Annotated in this window: 15 protein-coding genes; 9 read left to right on the forward strand and 6 right to left on the reverse strand. The window is 40.8% G+C overall.

The features are described from left to right. The first annotated feature begins 85 nt into the window (after positions 1 to 85). From speA to I6E78_RS08300, 3 genes are all read left to right on the forward strand, one after another. On the forward strand, positions 86 to 1966 hold the full coding sequence (gene speA, locus I6E78_RS08290; protein ID WP_011329474.1) for a biosynthetic arginine decarboxylase: 1881 nt from the start codon (positions 86 to 88) through the stop codon (positions 1964 to 1966). Positions 1967 to 2039: 73 nt separating this feature from the next. Continuing rightward, on the forward strand, positions 2040 to 2912 hold the full coding sequence (locus I6E78_RS08295; RefSeq protein ID WP_011329473.1) for an acyltransferase: 873 nt from the start codon (positions 2040 to 2042) through the stop codon (positions 2910 to 2912). 227 nt (positions 2913 to 3139) lie between these two features. After that, complete coding sequence (locus tag I6E78_RS08300; RefSeq protein WP_011329472.1) at positions 3140 to 4393, forward strand: mechanosensitive ion channel family protein; 1254 nt, start codon at positions 3140 to 3142, stop codon at positions 4391 to 4393. Here the strand turns inward: I6E78_RS08300 and chrA are convergent. Next, positions 4359 to 5510, reverse strand: coding sequence for a chromate efflux transporter (gene chrA, locus I6E78_RS08305; RefSeq protein WP_182677823.1), 1152 nt, complete (start codon positions 5508 to 5510; stop codon positions 4359 to 4361). The two genes, I6E78_RS08300 and chrA, sit on opposite strands and share 35 nt — an antisense overlap. A 186-nt stretch (positions 5511 to 5696) precedes the next feature. Between chrA and I6E78_RS08310 the strand changes: the two genes are divergently transcribed. Beyond that, entirely contained in the window at positions 5697 to 6326 is a 630-nt protein-coding gene (locus I6E78_RS08310) for an OmpA family protein (RefSeq protein ID WP_011329470.1), read from the forward strand. A gap of 12 nt (positions 6327 to 6338) precedes the next feature. Here the strand turns inward: I6E78_RS08310 and I6E78_RS08315 are convergent, their stop codons facing one another. Then, positions 6339 to 8114 (reverse strand): ABC transporter transmembrane domain-containing protein, encoded by a 1776-nt coding sequence (locus I6E78_RS08315; RefSeq protein WP_011329469.1) that lies wholly within the window; start codon positions 8112 to 8114, stop codon positions 6339 to 6341. A 114-nt stretch (positions 8115 to 8228) separates the two neighbouring features. On the opposite strand from I6E78_RS08315, the gene I6E78_RS08320 reads away from it, so the two are divergent. Both I6E78_RS08320 and I6E78_RS08325 read left to right on the forward strand, forming a co-directional pair. Further along, a complete protein-coding gene (locus I6E78_RS08320) occupies positions 8229 to 8414 on the forward strand; it encodes a hypothetical protein (RefSeq protein ID WP_041454610.1) in 186 nt (61 codons plus the stop codon). Between the two features lie 10 nt (positions 8415 to 8424). Further along, positions 8425 to 9042 (forward strand): LysE family translocator, encoded by a 618-nt coding sequence (locus tag I6E78_RS08325; RefSeq protein ID WP_011329468.1) that lies wholly within the window; start codon positions 8425 to 8427, stop codon positions 9040 to 9042. A 107-nt stretch (positions 9043 to 9149) separates the two neighbouring features. Here the strand turns inward: I6E78_RS08325 and I6E78_RS08330 are convergent, their stop codons facing one another. From I6E78_RS08330 to I6E78_RS08345, 4 genes are all read right to left on the reverse strand, one after another. Beyond that, a complete protein-coding gene (locus tag I6E78_RS08330) occupies positions 9150 to 9887 on the reverse strand; it encodes a MipA/OmpV family protein (protein ID WP_197182273.1) in 738 nt (245 codons plus the stop codon). Positions 9888 to 10133: 246 nt separating this feature from the next. Continuing rightward, on the reverse strand, positions 10134 to 11180 hold the full coding sequence (locus I6E78_RS08335) for a hypothetical protein (RefSeq protein ID WP_197182274.1): 1047 nt from the start codon (positions 11178 to 11180) through the stop codon (positions 10134 to 10136). Between the two features lie 316 nt (positions 11181 to 11496). Then, positions 11497 to 11841 (reverse strand): rhodanese-like domain-containing protein, encoded by a 345-nt coding sequence (locus I6E78_RS08340; RefSeq protein WP_197182275.1) that lies wholly within the window; start codon positions 11839 to 11841, stop codon positions 11497 to 11499. Between the two features lie 3 nt (positions 11842 to 11844). Next, the gene (locus I6E78_RS08345) at positions 11845 to 12033 is read right to left on the reverse strand and encodes a YgaP family membrane protein (RefSeq protein WP_086998941.1); all 189 of its coding nucleotides are present in this window, start codon (positions 12031 to 12033) and stop codon (positions 11845 to 11847) included. A gap of 129 nt (positions 12034 to 12162) precedes the next feature. Between I6E78_RS08345 and I6E78_RS08350 the strand changes: the two genes are divergently transcribed. Genes I6E78_RS08350 through I6E78_RS08360 form a run of 3 tightly spaced genes read left to right on the forward strand, consistent with a single transcriptional unit; the run spans position 12163 to position 16829 of the window. After that, on the forward strand, positions 12163 to 12465 hold the full coding sequence (locus I6E78_RS08350) for an ArsR/SmtB family transcription factor (RefSeq protein ID WP_011329463.1): 303 nt from the start codon (positions 12163 to 12165) through the stop codon (positions 12463 to 12465). Between the two features lie 4 nt (positions 12466 to 12469). After that, positions 12470 to 15754: an efflux RND transporter permease subunit gene (locus tag I6E78_RS08355; RefSeq protein WP_197182276.1), complete on the forward strand. Its 3285-nt coding sequence runs from the start codon at positions 12470 to 12472 to the stop codon at positions 15752 to 15754. Beyond that, on the forward strand, positions 15744 to 16829 hold the full coding sequence (locus I6E78_RS08360; protein WP_197182277.1) for an efflux RND transporter periplasmic adaptor subunit: 1086 nt from the start codon (positions 15744 to 15746) through the stop codon (positions 16827 to 16829). Before I6E78_RS08355 ends, I6E78_RS08360 begins: the two co-directional genes overlap by 11 nt. The last annotated feature ends 12 nt before the right edge of the window (positions 16830 to 16841 follow it).

The following is a 16841-nucleotide window of genomic DNA, read 5'->3' on the forward strand; positions in this document are numbered from 1 at the left end:
AGGGAAAGTTCAATTTTTGTTAGCCTAGAGGATAGCGACGTATTAAAATGCGTCATTGTATTTAATTGATTAAAGAAGAGTTGCCATGACTTGGGGTTTAGAAACAGCACGTGCCACTTATAATGTTGCACATTGGAGTGAAGGCTATTTTGATATTAACGCACAAGGCGAGTTGGTGGCCTACCCAGATGGCGACCAAGCAAAGGCCGCAATTTCTTTAACGCAATTAACCGAACAATTTAAACAACAGGGTTTAACCTTACCAGTATTGGTGCGCTTTACCGATATATTACAAAACCGGGTAGATACGCTTACCAATGCCTTTACTCAAGCACGAGCAAATCGTGAGTATCAAGGCGAATATACCTGCGTTTATCCAATCAAAGTAAATCAGCAGCGTTCTGTAGTGAGTAAACTTTTAGCTCACCCTAGCGGGCTGGTTGGCCTTGAAGCTGGCTCTAAACCAGAGCTAATGGCTATTTTAGGGGTGGCAAAAGAGCCCATTACTATTGTGTGTAATGGCTATAAAGACAGTGAGTTTTTACGCTTAGCCTGTATTGGTCAGGCTATGGGTCACAAAGTTAAAATAGTGGTAGAGAAGCTCTCGGAGTTAACCACCTTACTGGAAGAAATTGATAATTTAGGCATTGAACCGGCTATTGGTATTCGTATTCGCCTAAACTCAGTGGGCAAAGGTAAATGGCAAAACACCGGTGGCGAAAAAGGTAAATTTGGTTTAACGGCAGGGCAAGTGCTTAGCGCTGTTGAAGTGTTAAAAAAACATAATAAATTGCACTTAATGCAAATGGTGCATTTTCATATTGGCTCTCAAATAGCCAATATTCGCGATATTCACCGCGCTTTGCGTGAATGTGCACGCCATTTTGCTGAACTTACTCAGTTAGGTGTACCACTTAATACCGTTGATGTAGGCGGTGGGTTAGGGGTTGATTACGAAGGTTCGGGTTCACGTAGTGCGTGTTCAATGAACTATACCGTTGCAGAATATGCCCGTAACGTAGTAAATGCGTTTTCTGAGGTGTGTGACCAACATCAATTAACTCATCCGGCCATTATTACTGAATCAGGGCGTGCGTTAACCGCGCACCACGCGGTATTAATTACCGATGTAATTGACGTTGAAAAAGCGCCTAATCACTTAAACCCAGAGGCGCCTGCGCAAAACAGTACACTGGTATTAGATGAAATGTGGCAATGTTTACAGCGTTTAAGCCCGCGTATGGCGCTGGAAATTTATCACGACGCAATGCACTTATTTAGCGAAGCACACGATCAGTACGTACACGGTTTAGTGAGCATGCTAGAGTGGGCGAAAATAGAGCAACTTTACTTTACTATTTTACATCGGGTGCGCTCATCTTTGAGCAATAATGTGCGTGCGCATCGCGAAGTACTCGATGATTTAAACGAAAAATTAGCTGATAAATTATTTGTTAACTTTTCACTATTTCAATCGTTGCCAGATATATGGGGAATTGGCCAATTATTCCCAGTAATGCCTATTGAAAACCTCACTCAACCGCTTACCCAGCGCGCTATTATTCAAGATATAACGTGTGATTCTGATGGGCAAATTCGCGAATATGTAGAAGGTGCAGGTATAGAAACAAGCTTACCTATACCTGAATATACACAAGGGCAGCAGTATCATATTGCAATGTTTATGGTTGGCGCTTATCAAGAAATTTTAGGTGACTTACACAACCTATTTGGCGACACCGACTCAGTGCATGTGGAGTTAAACGATGATGGTTATGTACTTACTAACGCCATTAAAGGTGACAGCGTTAAGGATGTATTAAAGTGTGTTGACTATGATAGCGCCATTTTAGCAGACAACTTTGCAGAGCAAATTAATAAGCTCGATGTGTCTGAGCCATGTAAAGCAGGCTATTTAGCAGAGCTTAATGCGGGACTAGAAGGCTATACCTATTTTGAGGACTAACCTCAGCCATTATTAATTAAGTATAAAAAGCGCAGTAATTAGCTGCTGCGCGCTATTTAAAGGAATAGAAACAATGTCAGTTATCCGCAGTGTATTTAGTATTTTGTTGTACTTTATAAATACTCTTATTTGGTTTGTGCCAATTTTTATTTGTGGTGTTATTAAGCTTATACCAATTAAGCCGCTACAAAAGTTAATGAGTTGGGCCGCCAAACAATTTGCCACTATTTGGGTTACCTTTAACAGCTTAAATCAAAAATTATTTACGCCAACTAAAATTAACGTTACTGGGCTTGAAGATATAAAGCTAAAAGATTGGTATTTAGTTATAGCTAATCATCAAAGCTGGGTTGATATTTTAGTATTGCAACGCGTATTAAATCGCAAAATACCCTTTTTAAATTTCTTTTTGAAAAAAGAGCTTATTTACGTGCCTATATTAGGTTTGTGCTGGTGGGCGCTTGATTTTCCGTTCATGACTCGTACGAGTAAAAGTCAGCTTAAAAAGAACCCTAAATTACGCGGTAAAGATTTAGAAACCACGCGTAAGGCCTGCGAAAAATTTAAAGAAATGCCAGTAAGTGTGGTTAATTTTGTAGAAGGTACGCGCTATACGAAGCAAAAGCACGCTCGCCAAAACAGCCCTTTTCCACATTTGTTAAAACCCAAAGCAGGAGGCGTTGCCTTTGTAATGCAAGCTATGGGAGAGCAAATTACTAAAGTAGTTAATGTGACTATTCATTATCCTGAGGGCATTCCGACCTTTATGGATTTTGCCAGCGGTAAAGTAAAAAATATAAACGTACATGTTGAAGTAAGACCGGTCAGTGACGAGCTAATTGGTGACTACACTAACGATCCCGACTTTAGAGTGCGCTTTCAAAGTGAGCTTAATCGGTTATGGAAAGAAAAAAACCAAACATTAATAAACCTTGAACAAAAATAAATGCATAAAAATATGAGCCTACAGTTACGCTAAAAACACTTAGCTATTCACGGTCAATACAGATTAACTTAGGTAGTGTTTTTTAATGTCACTTTGCTTGGCTCTGTTAATTTTACAGCGGATATTACCCGCTGTAGTTACTATAATTGGTTATGCTGCAATGGCGCTTTTTACTCTAGCTAGCACTGTAATTTTAAACCTAACTCCCGCAAGGAAATAAAAATACCATGACCGATACCCACTTACAGAAGTTAATAGCGCCTTGGTTTGAAAAAGTGCCCGACGCTTTTTTTCTAAGCACTATTACTGCCGTCGCCATTGGTATATTTTCATTATTATTTGTGTACTTATTTACTCGTCGCTTAATGTTTCCTGCGATCCAAAAAATTGTTACTAAAATCTCACCTGAACGCATTGGCTTACTTGCACCTATGCTAAACAAGCTCAATAAGCGCATAGCTTGCTTACTTTGCTGTGCATTGTTTCTAGCCACATTTGATAGTGTGTACCCGGTGAATGAGATTGCAGAGGAAATTTTAAAAACCTTAGGCCAAGCGCTGCTCATTATTTATGCGGGCTTTATTTTTAGTAGCATAGTGAGTATTGCGGGCGCTATTTATAATCAATTAGATTTTGCCCGCGAAGTACCCATTCAGGGATTAATTCAGGTTGTTAAATTAATTACCTTTATTGTCAGTGTTATTTTAATTGTTAGTATAGTGCTAGAAAAATCACCTACTTATATTCTCTCGGGTTTTGGTGCTATTGCCGCCGTCACTTTATTAGTATTTAAAGACACCATATTGGGGTTTGTCGCAAGCATTCAAATTGCAGCCAATAGACTCGTTACGTATGGCGACTGGATCCAGGTAGATAATTATGGGGCCGACGGAGAAGTAATTGATTTAGGGTTAAACACAGTAAGAGTGCGTAACTGGGATAATACTGTAACGACTATTCCTACTTACATGTTAGTAGCAGGTTCATTTAAAAACTGGCGTAGTATGCAAGAGTCTGCCGGTAGGCGCATGAAGCGCTCGCTTAATATTGATATGAATAGTATTTTTTTAGTTGAAGATGATTTTCGCCAGCAAATAGAAGCGGCTATACCTTTGGCCGACTACATTCGTACGTCTTCACTGCCTGATCCTGTGTCTAATTTAGGTTTGTTTCGCCGTTATGCCGAAGGTTACCTAAAGCAACATAAAAAAATCAATACTTCACTGACTTTGCTAGTACGTGAGTTACAGCCGACAAACCACGGCTTACCGATTGAGTTTTATTGCTTTAGTAGCGATAAACGTTGGATATCGTATGAGCATTTACAAGCCGAAATAATGGATCATTTATTGGCTGTGTTACCTATTTTTGGCCTGCGTCCGTATCAAAGTGTGAGTGGCCAATTTAGCCCACCCACAGCCGTGCCTACAAGCGAAAAACCTAAAATTAAAGTGCCCAATAATACTGAGCCAACCCCGTAGTAATAAAGAGTATTAACAGCCACCAAATAGGTGGCTTTTTTAATCTTAGCCAAGCGAATGCTGCAATAACTAGCGCAATGTGCCAAAAATTGTGCACCGCCGATGTCCAAATAGGTGAATACAGCGCCGCGGCTAAAAAACCCACTACAGAGGCATTAAGTGCGGCAATAACACTGGCAAAGCGAGGCTTGTTGGCTAAGTTTAACCAACTTTTTTGAAACGCAAGTATGAGTAAAAACCCGGGCATAAATATAAGTACAGTGGCTACGATAGCGCCTAATAAAGGTTGTTCGGTACTTAGTTGTGCACCTAAGTAAGTAGCAATGGTAAACATGGGTCCAGGCACAGCTTGCGCGCTTGCATAGGCGCTCAAAAACTGATCGCTGCTTAGTGCAGGTACGCTTGCTTGCAATACAGGTAATACTACATGCCCACCACCAAACACCATGGCACCTGCTTGATAAAAGGGGGCAAACAAAGCTAATTCAGTAGTCAAAGGAATGAAACTGAGTGCTAGCAGCAGTGTAAATAACCCTAAAGCGAGCCAATTTATATTACTTTTTGACTTACTTTGCTGTGCGGGTTCAGGATTTAATTTTAATAATGGCCATATTGCACCCACAGCAGCCGCGGTAATTAAAATAGCTATTTGTGTGCCCAGCAGAGGAAAAAGTATTAAGGCTAACGTGCTTAGTACGGCTAATAGCTTTAGGGCTGCGCTAGTGCAAAAGCTTTTTGCCATACTTAATGTGGCATCGGCGACAATAACCACAGCAAACAGTTTTAACCCAGCAATAATGGCAAAATAAACAGCATCAAACTGATGCGCACTTATAGCCAATAGCAACATAATTAAAAATGATGGTAGGGTAAAACCAATAAAGGCAGCAATGCCACCAAGTACACCCGCGCGCTCTACCCCAATGGCAAAACTAACTTGGCTAGAACCAGGCCCAGGCAAGGCTTGGCTTAAGCTTATAAGCTGTGCATAACGGGTGTTAGTGAGCCAATTTAGGGTATCGACAAAATGGCGCTTAAAATAGCCTAAGTGAGCAGCAGGGCCACCAAAACTCATGCAGCCAAGTAAAAAAAACTGTCTAAAAATAGCAATTAACATTACGCCCCAATCCTCGTTATAAATTATAAAATTATCATCCAGTAGTATGACATATTTATGAACTCAGCTATCGATAGTATTTTTGTTGTTATACAGCATAAAACGCTAATTATAATAAATTCTTCATGGCTTGTTCATTCATATATTTGCATAATAGCGCAAAATACTAAATGGATAGGGCATAACATGACTTTAACTAAATCACTTTTAAGCGTAACGGTAGTGGCTGTATTACTTAGCGGTTGTGAAATGAATAACACAGGTAAAGGAGCGGCAATTGGTGCTGCAGCTGGTGGTGTATTAGGTAAGGCTACTGGTAATCATAAAGATAAGCGTATCTTTATTGGTGCTGCAATTGGTGCATTAGCTGGTGCTGCAGTAGGCGATTACATGGATAAACAAGAAACCGCTTTTCGTGACGAATTAGCGGGTTCTGGTGTTGAAGTGGTACGTGAAGGCGATAACTTACGTTTAGTTATGCCGTCAAATATTACCTTTGCAACCGATCAGTCGTATATTTCGTCGGGCTTTCACAATACGCTAAGTGCGATTGCTAAAGTGATGAACAAATACGAAAAAACTTATTTAAGCGTAGAAGGGCATACCGATAGCACAGGTAAAGATAGCTATAATATGAGCCTTTCACAGCAACGCGCTCAAAGTGTTAAAAACTATTTAGTTAATCAGCAAATTATGGCTGAACGAATTAGCACTACAGGTTATGGTGAAACACGTCCAATTTCATCAAACGATAGCGCAAATGGCCGTGCACAAAATCGTCGTGTAGAAATTCAAATAGTGCCTAACACGCAATAAGCACATAAAAATCTAGTCTTTATTGAACTGTAGTTCACATAAGCGCTGGTACAACGGGGAGCTTTGCAGTAATTGCTGATGGCTCCCTGTTGCTATTATTTCCCCGTGTTCCATTACCACAATCATATCTGCATGTTTTACCGTTGCCAGACGATGCGCAATGATCAACGTTGTTCGGTTTTGCATTAAGTGCTCAAGTGCGGCTTGTACATGGTGCTCGCTTTGTGCATCGAGTGCGCTGGTGGCTTCATCGAGTAATAGTATTTCAGGGTCTTTTAAAATTGCTCGCGCGAGTACAATGCGTTGCTTTTGACCGCCCGATAGTCTCACTCCTTGTTCCCCTAAAAAGCTGTTATAGCCTTGTGGTAGCTGTTGAATAAACTCATCAGCATGGGCATGTTTAGCCGCCGCATAAACCTGCTCGTCGGTAGCATCTGGATTGCCGTAGCGAATGTTATGCATTACATCTGAGCTAAATAAAATAGGGTTTTGTGCCACCATGCCCATTTTATTACGCAGCGTATTGAGTGATAAATCTTTAATATTTACATCACGAAACTTAATAGCACCGCTGGCTGGATCGTAAAAGCGTTGTAGTAATTCAAATAAGGTGGTTTTCCCTGCACCAGAAGGACCCACAATTGCCACTGTTTGCCCTTGCTGTATGTTTAAACTCACATTATTAAGTGCGCTTACATCGGGACGAGATGGGTAATTAAAGCTAATGCTTTCAAGTGTAATGGCAGAGTGGTTAGTGCTACTTAGGAGCTTTTCGTCTTGTGGGGAAATAGGGTTTTCAATTTCGCTTTTTACAGCGAGTAATTCTAGTAGCCTTGCAGCAGCACCTGCTGCGCGCTGCAGCTCACCATAAACCTCTGCCACAGTTGCAACCGACATGGCCACCATAATAGCGTAAAACACAAAGGCACCTAGCTCACCTCCAGTCATAGTGCCGGCTAGTACATCGCTGCCGCCAACCCATAACATAGCGCTGATGGCACTAAAGGTTAAAAATATAACGGCGGCAATTAAAAACGAGCGTTGTTTTATACGGCTTTTAGCGACGTTAAAGGCTTTTTCGACCTCCAGAGCAAAAGCTTGCTGCTCTCGCTGTTCGTGGCTATAGCTTTGCACTACTTTAATATTTTGAATGATCTCACCGGCGTAAGTACTTATATCGGCAATAGCACTTTGGCTGCTACTGGCTAACTTTCTCACTTTGCGGCCAAATACCATCATGGGCACCAATACTAAAGGTACACAAGCAACGACCACTAAGGTCAGTTTTAAATTGGTAAACAGCAGCATGGCTAAACCACCCACTAGCATTAATGCACTGCGTAGCGCCATTGAAAAAGAAGAGCCAATAATAGATTGCAGCAAAGTGGTGTCGGTGGTTAACCGCGACATTAATTCGCCACTGCGGTTTTCTTCAAAATAACTTGGGTGCAAAGTAACAATACGGTTAAACACCGCTTTACGAATATCGTTACTGACACGTTCACCAATCCACGACATTAAATAAAAACGACTAAAGGTGCCCACCGCTAATAAACTAATTAAGCCTATAAGTACCAGTACTGCTTGTTGCAACTGTGCTTGAGATCCTGCTATAAAACCATGGTCAATAACAAATTTAACGCCTTGGCCTAATGATAAATTAACCCCCGCCGTCACTAAAAGAGCAATAAGGGCGGCAATAACCATTAGTTTATACGGTTTAATAAACGCAAAAACAGGTAATAAACTACTAAACGCGGCTTTTTCTGCAGCAGGGGCTTGAGACATAGTGGGTTCTTTTTAATGATTGAGCTTTATATATGGCGTCTGTAAACTAAAATTCAATAGTGCTAAAAATAATCAGCAAGGATAAGTGATGACAAATAAAACGGATAATAAACAATGCAAAAAATAGTGGAATTTAAAAAGCGTGGATTTTTTAGCCACGCTATAGATTTAGATGCATTGAATGAGCGTATTTACCAATTAAATCAAGATGGATGGCGAGTTATTAGCGTAACAACAGCAACGGGCTTTCAAGGGCAAATAACGGCTTATGCCTTATTAATAGAAAATAATGAATTATAAAGGGTGATTAATGGTTTTATCTGTTTGGCTAAGTTTAGCGTTAGTTTGCATAATGGGCGCAATGTCGCCTGGTCCTAGCTTGGCTGTGGTATTAAAGCATACGTTAAGCGGTGGGATGAAAAACGGTATGCTTGCGGCATTGAGCCATGGCGTAGGAGTAGGATTGTATGCAGCTGCATCTTTACTCGGTTTAGGTGCCTTAATGGTGCAGTTTCCTAATGTTTATCAATTATTAGTCTATTTAGGAGCAGCATATTTAGCTTACTTGGGAATTAAAATACTGCTGGCTAAACCTAGTAATAATGAGCTACAAGTGCAAAAGAGTGAAGTAAGTGCATTAAAGGCGCTACAAGATGGCTTTGCAATTGCATTTTTAAACCCCAAACTCGCTATCTTCTTTTTAGCCTTATTTTCGCAATTTATTGACCCGCAAAATCTTACTCTCAGCATTGGTATTATTATGTGCTTAACGGTATTTGTAATTGATACCGGCTGGTATTTACTGGTGGCACTGTTAACTGAGGTTTCTAAAAATCGCTTTGGTTTTACTAAACAAAACCCATGGCTAGATAAAGTGTTAGGTGCGGTATTTATTGCTTTAGCTATAAAAGTAGTAGTGAGTGTTTAGCTATTGCTGCTATTCATGGCTATATAAATACCTATAAACAGAGTTAACAATGGTGTTGAGTGAGCGTTAAAAACCGAGCACAACTAGGTGCTCGGTAAAGTTATTAATTAAAAGTGATAAGTGATAGACATCATTGCAGTCGTGAGATTATCGGTGTCTATAATAGGTGAGTCTTCAATATCAGCATCTAGCTGGTTAAATTTAACTAGCGCGTTTACGTTCCAGTTTCTATTAAGTTGGTAACTTGCTAACAAGCCAATATTATAGTTAACCGTAGAGCTAAGCTCATATGCATCAAAAGTGCTAGATTCGCCCTCAGCCACACCGTAATAATAGTTTGATAACTGGCTACTATTAATTTCAACCCCAACGAAAGGCGCTAACATTAGCTCTTTTGTTAACTTAACTGGGTAGCTGTAGTCGGTTTTAAACTTAGCGCCATCACCGTTGCCCAATATATCATGAGATACACTTGCGCTAACGCGGCCAAAACTGGCAGCGTAACTTACCTTTGTACCAGCGTATAATGACATCTTGCGCTCATTAAGTGCTTTTATGGCTGGATTGTCGGAGTCTGATGAGTCAAAAAATTGCCCCGGTGCTAACGTGGCAGACCAGCTAAAGCCGTGTTGTTGCAGTAATGTATAGTCGAGTGTGTAGCCACGTAGCGTTAGCTTTTCACCTTGGTAGTTGATCATAGGTAACGCCATCACTTTCGTGTCGGTATTGGCATAGGGCGAATCAACGGCGATCACGCCGCCAGCCACAGACCATGGCGAGTCAGCATAAGCAGCTGAGGTTGTAACAAGTAAGGTGCTGAGCAATATGGGTAATGGTTGTTGCATATTTTAGTAGCTATAAAGTTGCCTAGTAATTTAATAAGTAAGTTTAACGGCAATCGAAAGCCAGTGTTGTAAGTTACTGTATAAAAGTTTGTCGTAATGTAAAGATGGTAAGCGATTTGGTTACGTGTATGCCTGCGCTGATGCAATGCAGCAGCGATAGCTGCTTGGGTGTGGTTGCATTTAAGCCAAGCTCGGCGAGCGCGCACTCACTGTTCACCGCCATTTTTTGAGCTAATTATATAAGGTCTAGCAAGACACCTTGATTGTAAGCATTTTTACACCATTGATATAGTAATGCTTTTCGCAAACTTGATTATCCCAGCCGCCACCACCAGAGCTACCACCACCAGGGCTTGGCGAAGAAGTGTTTGATGGGAGTGTATGATCTAAAGCATCTTGAAGGCATTGATCTACAGTATTACTCGTTGTTTTTTGAAGCTGATTTAATGCAATTCCATCTAAATAAGTTAAAAAGGGATTCACTGATACGCTTAGTGCGCCAAACTCTCTTATCCACTTTATTGAGAAAACTACGTCGTACAGCCCTGTACTACCTGTAGGAATATCTTGGTTTTGATTAAAACGCACGCTTGTATTAAAGTTTTTACTTACTTTTTTCCAAGTGCCTTGATATGAAATTCCGCCCACACCAATTGAAAAACCTTCGCTACTATATTCCTTGGCATGAAAAAAGCGTTCTGGATCCTCAAAATCTGCTTTAGCTTTATTGTTTAACTTATGCTGTAGTTCGGATGCAGTTCGCCCTTCAAATACTGCTTTTACTGCATCTGTTATATGAGGGGGACAGCTGTTTTCAGTATTTGAATGAATCATATTGAGTGGGAGGTGCTGGCTTACTTGTAGTGGTGATACATTTAGCTCTGCCTGCATTTCTTTTATAAATTTAGAGAAATTTTTGTCAGTTGTTTTTAACCTAGATATTGCGGTTTCATCATTGTTGCTCAAAGACGTTGGTTCTGCATATTTATTGAGGAGAGGCATATTTGAGCCTTGATGATGATGCCCAACCATAAATGCAAAATGCCCATTACCAAGTACATCTGCAACTATAACCTTTTTAGGATTTGAGTAGCATGCCTGATTATCAATTGTGATAATTTCGTTTGGGTCTGATGAGTAGCATTGAGTTAATGGGGGGTTATCTTTTGCCAACTGATAGGCTTCATCGTAATTACAACCCTCGCACATAAATAAAGTAACGTTGTTATTATTTGCTTCTGCAGCATTTGCAAACACAAATAAAAAAGTCAGAAATATGATTATATATTTCATTTATTTCCCTTAAGTATTAATTTTTGTCCCTATTTTAGCTAATTTAAAATTAGCACACCAAATACCAACAGTCAACAATGGTAATAAACACTATTTTAACATCAAGAGAAATAAAGGTTGTAGCGTTAAGGTTGATTGATGGGGGGTTAATGTAGTAGTAAATCCTCTTTGCATTTTTATAAAAAAACAACTTGAAAAATATTATTAATAGGAAAAGCTGAAATAAAAGAAATAATGACGATTGGTAGATGCTTTTAAGTAAAATTTTTTAAACAAAGTTGAGGGCGATCATACCTGATCGCCTAGCTATTTTAACTCAAAACACCTCATGTACTTTTTCTGCTTTACAAGTAATCACAGTTACGTTTTCGTAGCCAACACGAGTGAGTGCTTCGGCGCCAAGAGTAGCGCGGGCTGCACTGGCGCAGTGTAAATAAATGGGCCGTGAGGCGTCTTTTTCTAGCTCCATTAACTTCATTTCGAGTAAGCCACGCGGAATGTTGATTGCTCCAGGCGCTGCTTTCGCGGCATGTTCAGCCGGTTCGCGTACATCAATGAGTAACCCTTTATTGCTTGCAAGCTCTTGCTTTGCTTGTTGGGCGTCAATACGGCGCTGGTTAGGGATAATGGTTTTTAATAAGTCGGGAATTGGGGTAAGCATAAGTTATTCCTTAACGCCAAGTTTGCGTAATAGTGTGATCATTGGGCACCAGCAGGTAAAAGCTGATTGCATTAGATTTAGTGCTATAAATACAGTAAACCATATCCAGCGTGGGTCATGAAAGCTTTGTAATAAAACAGAGATAATAATCATGATGCCAGCAATTAAGCGCAGTGCATTATTAAGCTTCATTATAGTCGGTCATTTTAATGAGTATGTATAGCTACTATATTAGGTTTTCATACATTAGCAAGATCTAATGTTAGACATGGCTGTTCTAGCAACCTATACTTACTAACAAATTAAGTATAAGAGCACAGTATGAATATTGACTTTACTGCCATGGCTGCCAACGTAGAAAAAGCAGAGAAATTATTAAAAATCTTAGCCAATAAAAATCGCTTAATGATTTTATGCTCCTTACAAGACACCGAAATGAACGTGTCGCAGTTAAATGAAGCTGTACCTCTTGCACAATCGGCACTCTCTCAGCATTTAGCAGCACTGCGTAAAGCAAATATAGTGGCTACTCGACGCGAAAGCCAAACAATTTATTATCGTGTTATTGATAAAGATGCTGTAACACTGCTGGCAACTTTATATGGGTTGTTTTGTAAGGAATAACACAATGAACGCTATAGATAACGCTGTAAAAAGCAGTTTAAGTGGCCGCGTACCAATTATTATTTTTGTGTTGTCGGTACTGTGTGGGTTATTTGCTTTACAGCAAACGCCGCGTGAGGAAGAGCCACAAATAGTGGTACCTATGCTCGACATTTATGTGTCGGCACCTAATGTAGAAGCCCCTGAAGTTGCTAGGTTAGTCACTGAGCCATTAGAAAAGTTATTGGCGCAACTTAGTGGTGTAAAACATATATATTCAACTACGCAAAGTAGTCGTGCTGTGGTTACTTTGCGCTTTGAGGTAGGGCACGATCGCGAACAAGCCATACTCGATACCTACGCCAAGCTCTATAGCTATCAACATACTATGACTCCTATTATTAAAAGCTGGCAAATACGCCCAGTAGAAGTAAATGATGTGCCTATTGTTATGCTTGGGTTATATAGCAAGGATCCTAAGCTTTATAGTGATTATGAATTAACCCGCTTTGCAAACGAAATAGCCAATAATTTACAACGAATTGAACACACGAGCGAAGTAAAAGTAATTGCGGGGCGTAACCGCGCCATTACCGTTAATTTAAATGCCACCGCTTTGGCTGCACACCAAACCACATTAAGTGATGTTTATTATGCGCTTAGTGTATCTAATCAACTCACCGAGGTAGGTAGCGTGGTAAATGCCCAGCAGCAAATAATTTTGCAAGCGGGCGATGTATTAAGAACTAAAACAGCGATAGAACAACTAGTCGTTAATGTTGTTAATGGTAAAAGTGTTTATTTAACCGATGTAGCCCAGGTTAGTGATGGCCCCGATGAGGCGCAAAGCTATCAATGGCTGGCGCAGTCAAATGAGCAACAGCATTACCCTATGGTAACGCTGAGTATTGCCAAACAAGCAGGCACTAATGCTGTAGCGGTGGCAAGCGATGTACATGCCATGATGGCAGAGCTAAAAACAAGGTTACTACCAGCAGAAATAACGTACTCAGTACTGCGAGATTACGGCCAAACCGCCGACGAAAAAGTAAATAATTTAGCCTCAAGCTTAGTGTTTGCAGTATTTACGGTGGTTATATTTGTGGGCGTATTTTTAGGTTGGCGCCCGGCAATAGTAGTTGGACTTGCTGTACCCATTTGTTATGGCATTACGCTCTCGCTTGATTTTGCCTTTGGTTACACAATTAACCGAGTGACCTTATTTGCGTTAATTTTATCTTTGGGGTTACTGGTTGATGATCCGATCACAGGTATAGATAACATCAGCCGTTTTATAAATAAAAAGGGTGATAAAAAACAGCAAATTGTGAATGCAATGAGCGAAATTCGCACCGCACTATTAATGTCGACCCTAACTATTATGGTGGCATTTATTCCACTGGCTTTTATTACTGGAATGATGGGGCCTTATATGGCGCCAATGGCATTTAACGTACCTGTGAGTGTTATGGTATCAACATTAGTGGCGTTTTTTGTAACCCCATGGCTTGCCATGAAATTACTAAAACCTAATAGTGAAGAGCCCGATCAAGCAAATAACAAAACGAGCCTTTACGAGCGCTTACTAACCCCCTTACTGGCCTCAAAACCACGTGCTAAATGGGTACTGTGGATCACGCTTGCGTTATTTATTATTAGCGCCATGTTACCGGTGATGCGATTAGTACCGCTGAAGTTATTACCGTTTGATAATAAAAATGAACTACAAGTACTTATTGATATGCCAGAGGGCACTAATTTAGAGCAAACAGCTGCTTTTACCCGACAAGTGCAAACGCTCACATGGCAATTAACCGAGGTAAGTGAAATAGCCACTTATGTAGGCCAGCCTTCAAGTATGGACTTTAATGGTATGGTACGCGGTTATTACCGACGAGAAGCACCGAACTTAGCTGAACTAAGAGTGCTACTACTAGATAAAACAGCGCGCGAGCATCAATCTCATGCGGTGGTAATGCGTTTGCGTAAACAGTTAGCACCATTAGTAAATAACGGCATAGTGATTAAAGTAGTTGAAGTGCCGCCAGGGCCGCCGGTGTTAAGTACTTTAGTGGCAGAAGTTTATCGAGATACATTTATTGATAGGCAAACGCATTATTTAGCCGCAGAGCAAGTTGCAACGCGCTTAAAACAAGAACCTCATGTGGTAGGGGTTGATACTTCAATGGTTGCAGCAGCCCCTTTGCAACGTTTTATTACTGATAAAACGAAAGCGGCGCATAGTGCTATATCTACCGAAAATATCACGCAAACACTTAGCATAGCGTCACAAGGGCAAACGGTTGGGCAGCTTTATGTCAGCAACGAAACTCAGCCTGTGCCAATAAAACTGCAGTTATCTTATAGCGAACGCAATCAATTTGCACAATTGCTAGCATTACAACTAAGGGGCGACAGAGACATAGCTAAAAATGCGAGTAAATTTGGCTTAAGTAGTGCGCCGCGGCCTTTAGTTGCGCTTTCTGAGCTTGGAGAGTTTACTCAATTAAATGTAGCGCAAACTATTATGCGCAAAGATCAGCGCGAAGTTATTTATGTTATGGCAGAGCTAAATGGGAGAACTCCCGCAGCAATAATTGCCGATGTAACTGCTGATTTAAATATATCAACAGACGATTTTGTAAAAACGCCTTGGTTAGCGCGGCACTTTTTTAATAATGGTGGCACTGCACCTTGGCAATTACCGCCAGGTACGCAAGTAACATTTAGCGGTGAAGGAGAGTGGCGTATTACCATAGATGTATTTAGAGATATGGGGATTGCCTTTGCATTTGCACTTAGCGCCATTTTTATTATTTTACGCCTACAAACACGCTCAGTAAGCTTGTCGCTTATTATTATGTCGGCAATACCACTCACTGTTATTGGCATTATGCCTGGTTTTTGGTTACTTAATCAGTTTGGTGAGCGCAGTATTGCATCAGCTCCCGAGCCGGTTTTATTTACCGCTACTGCGATGATAGGCATGATTGCCTTGGCGGGTATTGTGGTGCGTAATTCACTTATTTTAGTTGAGTTTATTAATCAAGCACGCGCCCAAGGTATGGCAATAAAAGCAGCGTTAATTGCAGCAGGAACAGTGCGCATGCGCCCCGTACTACTAACCGCAGGCACCACATTATTAGGTAACTTAGTGATTACACTAGATCCGGTATTTAGTGGCTTAGCAATTGCGATTATTTTTGGCATTGTGGCATCAACGTTGTTTTCGTTATTTGTAGTGCCGCTTGTTTATTACTTAGTATTTGCAAACACAGAAACCACTGCGGGAGAAACGCATGCAAGGTAAATCAAAACTAGTTGGCTCGTTACTCGCTTTATTAGTGGTAGTAGGCGCCGTATTGTATATGGCGGGCAGCTTTTCAAATAAGCAAGTTGCTGGTTTAAAAACGACCAACGCTAACAATTACCACGGTAAGCGGGAAACGGTTTTACTACAAAAAATATCCCGTAGTGAATGGGTGCCAGGCAGTATTATTGCGAAACAAAATACCCAAATTTCATCGCGAGTTATGGCGCAAGTTGAGCGTTTAAGTGTACGCGCGGGCGATAAAGTAACCAAAGGTGATTTACTCATTACCTTACAACAAGATGACTTTAAAGCGCAATTAGCACAAAGTGAGGCGCAAATTAATGCTATTCAAGCCGCATTAACCCAAGCTACAAAGCAACTTAAGCGAATTGAAAGTGTGTATGCGCAAGGCTTAGTATCGTTAAGTGAGTTAGATAATGCGAAGGCAAATTTTGATAGTTTATCGGCCAATATAATTGCCGCTAAGCAGCAGCAAACACAAGCCAAAGTTGCGCTGAGTTACACTCGTATTACAGCGCCTATTTCGGGGGTTGTAGTAGAGCGGTTAGTCGAACCTGGTGATACAGCTACGCCTGGGCAGGCTTTATTAGGATTATATAACCCGCAGCAGCTACAAGTTGAGTTTAATGTGCGAGAAACGCAAGCGGTTAAATTGCAGTTAGGGCAAAGTTTAACCATAAAGTTGCCTGCACTTAATTTAACCTCGCCAGCCACAGTGGCCGAAATAGTTCCGGTTGCCGATAGCGCCTCACGTAGTTTGTTAATTCGCTTAGACTTTGACTCTTCTGTAGGGGTAATGCCCGGCTTGTATGCGCAATTAGAGTTAGTATTACCCGATGAACAAGGAATATTGCTAGATAGTAGCTGGATACATGAGTTTGGCCAATTAACTATGCTGTATGTGATTAATAGTGACAATGAGCAAATAGAACGCCGGTTTGTGCGCTTAGGTGAAATAATTGGCGCAAAGCAGCATGTAGTTACTGGGCTTAACCCCGGCGATATTCTAGCGGTAGATTACTTACCTAACTTAGCGCATACAGCTAGGTAACGCTTAGCTTGT

It is taken from the genome of Pseudoalteromonas sp. NZS127, assembly GCF_015864805.1.
Taxonomy (GTDB): Bacteria; Pseudomonadota; Gammaproteobacteria; order Enterobacterales; family Alteromonadaceae; genus Pseudoalteromonas; species Pseudoalteromonas nigrifaciens.

What these genes read in the sequence shown, in the direction of transcription:
- speA (WP_011329474.1), top strand. Translation starts at nt 86, where the DNA reads ATGACTTGGGGTTTAGAAACAGCACGTGCCACTTATAATGTTGCACAT.
- I6E78_RS08295 (WP_011329473.1), top strand. Translation starts at nt 2,040, where the DNA reads ATGTCAGTTATCCGCAGTGTATTTAGTATTTTGTTGTACTTTATAAAT.
- I6E78_RS08300 (WP_011329472.1), top strand. Translation starts at nt 3,140, where the DNA reads ATGACCGATACCCACTTACAGAAGTTAATAGCGCCTTGGTTTGAAAAA.
- chrA (WP_182677823.1), bottom strand. Translation starts at nt 5,510, where the DNA reads ATGTTAATTGCTATTTTTAGACAGTTTTTTTTACTTGGCTGCATGAGT.
- I6E78_RS08310 (WP_011329470.1), top strand. Translation starts at nt 5,697, where the DNA reads ATGACTTTAACTAAATCACTTTTAAGCGTAACGGTAGTGGCTGTATTA.
- I6E78_RS08315 (WP_011329469.1), bottom strand. Translation starts at nt 8,114, where the DNA reads ATGTCTCAAGCCCCTGCTGCAGAAAAAGCCGCGTTTAGTAGTTTATTA.
- I6E78_RS08320 (WP_041454610.1), top strand. Translation starts at nt 8,229, where the DNA reads ATGCAAAAAATAGTGGAATTTAAAAAGCGTGGATTTTTTAGCCACGCT.
- I6E78_RS08325 (WP_011329468.1), top strand. Translation starts at nt 8,425, where the DNA reads ATGGTTTTATCTGTTTGGCTAAGTTTAGCGTTAGTTTGCATAATGGGC.
- I6E78_RS08330 (WP_197182273.1), bottom strand. Translation starts at nt 9,887, where the DNA reads ATGCAACAACCATTACCCATATTGCTCAGCACCTTACTTGTTACAACC.
- I6E78_RS08335 (WP_197182274.1), bottom strand. Translation starts at nt 11,180, where the DNA reads ATGAAATATATAATCATATTTCTGACTTTTTTATTTGTGTTTGCAAAT.
- I6E78_RS08340 (WP_197182275.1), bottom strand. Translation starts at nt 11,841, where the DNA reads ATGCTTACCCCAATTCCCGACTTATTAAAAACCATTATCCCTAACCAG.
- I6E78_RS08345 (WP_086998941.1), bottom strand. Translation starts at nt 12,033, where the DNA reads ATGAAGCTTAATAATGCACTGCGCTTAATTGCTGGCATCATGATTATT.
- I6E78_RS08350 (WP_011329463.1), top strand. Translation starts at nt 12,163, where the DNA reads ATGAATATTGACTTTACTGCCATGGCTGCCAACGTAGAAAAAGCAGAG.
- I6E78_RS08355 (WP_197182276.1), top strand. Translation starts at nt 12,470, where the DNA reads ATGAACGCTATAGATAACGCTGTAAAAAGCAGTTTAAGTGGCCGCGTA.
- I6E78_RS08360 (WP_197182277.1), top strand. Translation starts at nt 15,744, where the DNA reads ATGCAAGGTAAATCAAAACTAGTTGGCTCGTTACTCGCTTTATTAGTG.